At 73.2% G+C, this 4,712-nt stretch carries 2 protein-coding genes and 1 pseudogene; 1 reads left to right on the top strand and 2 read right to left on the bottom strand.

Annotated elements, in window-relative coordinates; all coding sequences use genetic code 11:
• Together AB0K09_RS29905 and AB0K09_RS29900 are read right to left on the bottom strand one after the other, a co-directional pair.
• Positions 1 to 1,511: hypothetical protein (locus AB0K09_RS29905; RefSeq protein WP_366068539.1), on the bottom strand; the 1,511-nt coding region annotated here is incomplete at its 3' end.
• 94 nt (positions 1,512 to 1,605) lie between these two features.
• Entirely contained in the window at positions 1,606 to 4,164 is a 2,559-nt protein-coding gene (locus AB0K09_RS29900; RefSeq protein WP_366068538.1) for a DUF6603 domain-containing protein, read from the bottom strand.
• A 135-nt stretch (positions 4,165 to 4,299) separates the two neighbouring features.
• On the opposite strand from AB0K09_RS29900, the pseudogene AB0K09_RS29895 reads away from it, so the two are divergent.
• Positions 4,300 to 4,501 (top strand): annotated as a pseudogene (locus AB0K09_RS29895) (alpha-hydroxy-acid oxidizing protein); the annotation flags it as partial.
• Between the last annotated feature and the right edge of the window lie 211 nt (positions 4,502 to 4,712).

Genomic DNA, 4,712 nt, shown 5'->3' with positions numbered 1-4,712 from the left:
CGCCGGAGGGCGCGGTGAGCGCGACCGTGCCACCGGCCGCGCGGGTGCGCTCCAGCAGGGCGTCCAGGTCGGCGAGCGTGGGGACGGGCGCGCAGACGCGGGCCCGACTGCTCGACGGCGGCGACGAAACGTTCCCCCTCCCTGTCCTGAAGCATCCGGTCGAAGGCGTCGAAGGCCGGCGACGCTGTCAGCAGCCGGGGCGCCGACGCCGTTCCTGCGGCGGCTGCCCGGGGGTGCGCGGCCAGGCGGCGCAGCGCCCGACGGCCGGCGGAACGGAACTCCAGCAGCGCGGCGCGGAAGGTCTCGTCGGCCAGGGCCAGGGTGCGCCCGGCGGTGAAGGCGGCGGCGTACGCGGTGTCGAAGACGCCGTACGACTCCAGGTAGACCAGCGCCTCGCCGGGGGACTCCAGACGGGTGGCGGCCGGCGCGGGGAGCGACTGTGCGGGCCGGGCGGTGAGCGGGCCGCGGTGGAAGGCGACGGTACGTTCCCCGGTCTCCAGCCGCTGGGGCAGCGCCACGCCGCCGCCCGCCATCCGGTCGACGACCTCACGTTCGTGCGCCGACGGGTTCGCCGGTGCGGCGACCGGGACGGCCAGGCGCAGTTCGTCGGCCGGGCGCGGTGTGGTGCCGTCGCTCGTGGCAAGGTGCTGCGCGAGGTCGGCGAAACCCGTGCCGGAGTCGGCCTCGCTGGTGAACGTCCAGGAGGTCAGCGACACCAGCCGTACGCCGTCGCCCGGGGCGGGGGCGTCAAGGTATGCGTCGAAGCCTTCGAGGGAGACGAGGTGGACGACATGCCGGCCGCCGGCCGCCGCAGGGAAGCGGTTGGCGACCACCACGGCGTTGAGCTCCTGCTCGTCCGGCTCGGGGTCGCTGTCGGACAGGGTGGCGTCCGCCGGCCCGCCCTCGCGCACATGGGCGAGGTATCCCATCTCCTCGGGGAGCGGCTTGACGGCGTCGAAGAGCGCCGCGGGGACGAGCACGGTGGCGCAGTGCTGGTCCTGGTCGTCCCCGGGCAGGCTGTCGGGGTCCAGGGCGGGCGGGGTGCCGGGGCCGAGTTCGCGGGCCAGCAGCTGCCGTACGGTGCCCGCGGTGACGAGGCCAACGGCCTCGGGGTCCTCGGGGAGTTCGCCCTCCCGGAACAGCAGCAGGGCCGTCCATGGAACGCCGGCGGGGTGCCCGGGGCCGAGCGGCCGGCTCCAGGGCAGCCCGGGGACATCGAGGTTGATGTGCGGGAGCGTCTGGCTGTATGTGCCTTCGGCGTCGGGTACGGGGAAGCGGGCGTTGACCGCGGTCGCCGGGAGCGCGAAGCGCGGCTGGACCACCTCGAAGGGCTGCGGGAGGGCGTCGATGACGCGGTCGGCGCCGTCCACGTCCCGCAGAATCTGCTGGTTGCGGATCTCGTACCGGCCGGCGGACAGGGACGGGACGCGGTGGTCGAAGAAGCGGGTGCGGTGCTGGGCCGAGGCGGCGGTGGTACGTGGTCGTGGGGCGGAGTCGGGCGTGGTGGTCACAGTGGTGCCTTTCGCGGACAGGGCGCGTCAGGGAGACGAATGAGTTGGGGCGGGCCCGCGCGCGAAGGGCGCGGGCCCGTCGAAGGGGGCCGGTTCAGCCGGCCGGGACCAGCATCGGCTCGGCGGTGAAGGCCGTACCGGCGGCACGGGCGTAGCCGCTGAGGTCGTTGTCCACCGGGCCCGGGTCGGTGCCGAGGCGCTTCAGCGCGTCCACCAGGGCGGCACGGTTGCCGCGGGTGGCGGCCGTGTCGATGCCGTCCCGGATCGTCCGGATGACGGTGCCCGGCCGCTGCGGCACCGGGCCCGCGGGGCTCTCGGCCGCGGACAGCGGCTGGTTGCCGTCCGGGGCGATCGGGTCGAAGGCGATCGCGCGCTCGTCGATGAATCCGGTGGAGGTGCCGTGGTCAACCGGCGGCGAGGTGAGCCGTACGCCGATGATGCGGTCGGGGAGCAGCCCGTCGCCGGGCGCGTCGGGCCGTTCACCCCACAGGGCGTTGGGCACGGTGCCGCGCAGCACCGAGCGGCCCCAGTCCGCCAGGGTCACGTCCTGGCCGTCGCGGGTCAGCCACACGCGCAGTTCGCTGTCGCGGTCGCGCGTGCGCATGGGGAGGATGTCCAGCCGGTCACCGGTGTCCACCGGCGTGGTGCTCGTCCGGTCCAGGAACAGCTTGCTGACCGGCGCCTGGGTGTCGGCGGTGAAGGTGAACCCGCCGTTGTCGGCCAGCCACGGCTTGACGGCGCCCGGCGTGGCCGCGGCGCCTTCGCCGGCGTATCCGGCGTTCGGGACGGTACGGACCATGTTCGACGGCGGCGGCAGCATGCCCTGGAAGCCGCCCCAGTCCAGTGCGGGGGGAGTGTTACGGCGCGGCGAGCCAAAGCCGATGGTGAAGGAGACGAACCACAGGTGGACGGTGAACTCGCCGCCCACCGGCGGGCCCCACACCCGGCCGCTGACCCCGACCTCGACCGAGATCGTGACCTTGACGAAGGCCACCTTGACGGTGGCGGACACGCCGACCCGCACGCCCACGCCCACGTCGAAGGAGAAGGGGTTCCACTCCACCAGGGCGTCAATCCGAGCGGTGAGCCAGGCCCGCAGTGCCTTCGACGTGAAATTGATGTCGAGAAGCCCGCCCGCCATCAGCCACTTGGGGGTGAGCGCGGCGTAGGCATTGCCGGTGATGCTGACGGTGGACCCAATGCCCCAGGTGATACCGGCGGGTTGCTGCCTGGGGTAGCGGGCGGGGAGTTCGCGGCCGGCCGGAAGCCAGCCGAGGATCAGCGCGAAGTCACCGGCGTGCGGATGGTCGCCGAACCAGACCTTCACCCCGACTCCGCCGCGCATTTCGCAGTTCGGGTCGAGGATGAAGGTTTTGTCCGTCATGGCGGCGCTGATGCTCAGCTCACCCGCCCGGGGCCGGACGGTCGCCTCGATGCCGATGTCCACTCGGGCGATCTTCTTGTCGCCCTTGGTGGGCAAAAGGGCACTGGCGACGCCCAGCAGGCTGATCGTCAGGTCCGATCCGAACTGCAACAGGGCCATCGCACGTCCGCGGAAGGCCTCGAAACAGTCGAAGGCCATACCGGCGGCGATCCACAGATTGCCCTCCTGCGGCCGCACCCACGGGTTTGAGCCACCGATGAGGGTGCTCAGCACGGCCAGTGGGTCAACCTGCTCGCCGTCGGCACCGATCTCGCCGGGGTTGTCCAGCGCGACCAGGAAGGGAAACCCTCCCAAGGCGTCGGCGGACGGCACCCGCACCCTGCTGTTCCACCCGAAACCAGCAGATATGCCCCGGACTTGGAATCCGGGTGGGCCGAAGCCGGTCTCGCTGCCGAGCGACCCATAGCCGAAGAACGACGGTCCCGCCTCGCCGCTGCCGTCCGGGACGACATACGCGCCCATCGCAGAGCCGTTGAACGTCCCGGTGTCCACGAGCAGCACGCCACCCACAACGGCCTTGTACGGCGGGGCGGCCGGCAGCGCGGTCAGCGCGCCCGCGATCCGCAGCGGCGGGTTGACGTACTCGATACTGATGCCGTTCTCGCCATCGACCGGCCCAATGGGCGACCAGCCGCGCACGGCCGGCGACTCCAGCACGCGCACGCCCTTGCGGCGCACCGCCGGCGGCCGGGGGACGAGGACGCCGTGCTCGGTCACCAGCGCCCGCGGCCCGCGCTCACGAGCGGCGGCGGATTTCACGGAGGCCTTGGGCAGCGCACGCCCCAGCCCGTCCCGCCGCCCGGGGTCGGTCTCCGCTACCGGGCCGGTACGGGTCAGCCGGTACGGTCGGCCGCCCACCACCGCCCACGCGCCGGGCGCAAGCCCGCCACCGGCCGGCGCACCGCCGACCAGCCGCAGCTCGCGGCCCGCCCCGAGCTCCGCGACCGCCAGCACGCCGGTGACTTGCTCACTGTCCCCGGTGAAGGCCAGCCGTACGGGCACCGGCCCGGGCCCGGCGGTCGTCACGGCCCGCCCGGTCACCCGTATTCCGCGCGGCTCGGCCACCGCGTCGTCGATCCGCAGCGTCCCGCCCGGGAACACGAGGTCCGAGGACGGCGCTACGCCGAGTACGGACGCCGGGATCTCCACCCGCCCCTGACGATCGGCGTCCCCTAAGAGCTTGCGCACGTCGTCCATGCGTAACGTCACCGATTCACCTATTTCTTCCACTCCTGCCACCAGGCGGACCCTTGATGCCTGCGTGTGCGCACCTTCGGTGCGATCAGCCTAGATGATCTTGTGGGGAAGGGGGCCGGATGGCGAGATCGGGTCGGCGGACGCCCTCCGGGTATCGTCGACGCCGCCGGTGACCGCCTCGCCGTCCTGTCCGACAGAAGCAGCCGCACCGGCGACGACGTCTTCGAACTCCTCGCCGTCGGCGCGCGTACGGTCCTGGCTGGGCCGACCGCACGTCTACGGCCTGGCCCTGGAGGGGCGGTCCGGGGTGGAGCACGTCATGCGCATCCTCCTCGCCGAGTTCGACATCCGCGCCGACAGCGTCACCGTCCCCGTCCGGTCGCGCCTCGCCGTCGTCGGCGAGAACGGCCGGGGCAAGACCACGCTGCTGCAGTCCTCGCCGGGCTGATCACGCTCGACGGGGGGACTGTGCACCGGGCCGGCACGATCGGTCCGGCCCGCCAGGAGCTGTCCGCGCGCGACGGCGGGACGGCCGGCAGCCTGACGTCCCAGGCGCTGGC

This window comes from Streptomyces sp. NPDC049577 (genome assembly GCF_040675635.1).
GTDB lineage: Bacteria > Actinomycetota > Actinomycetes > Streptomycetales > Streptomycetaceae > Streptomyces.
This window is presented reverse-complemented; position numbering and strand designations above follow the sequence as displayed.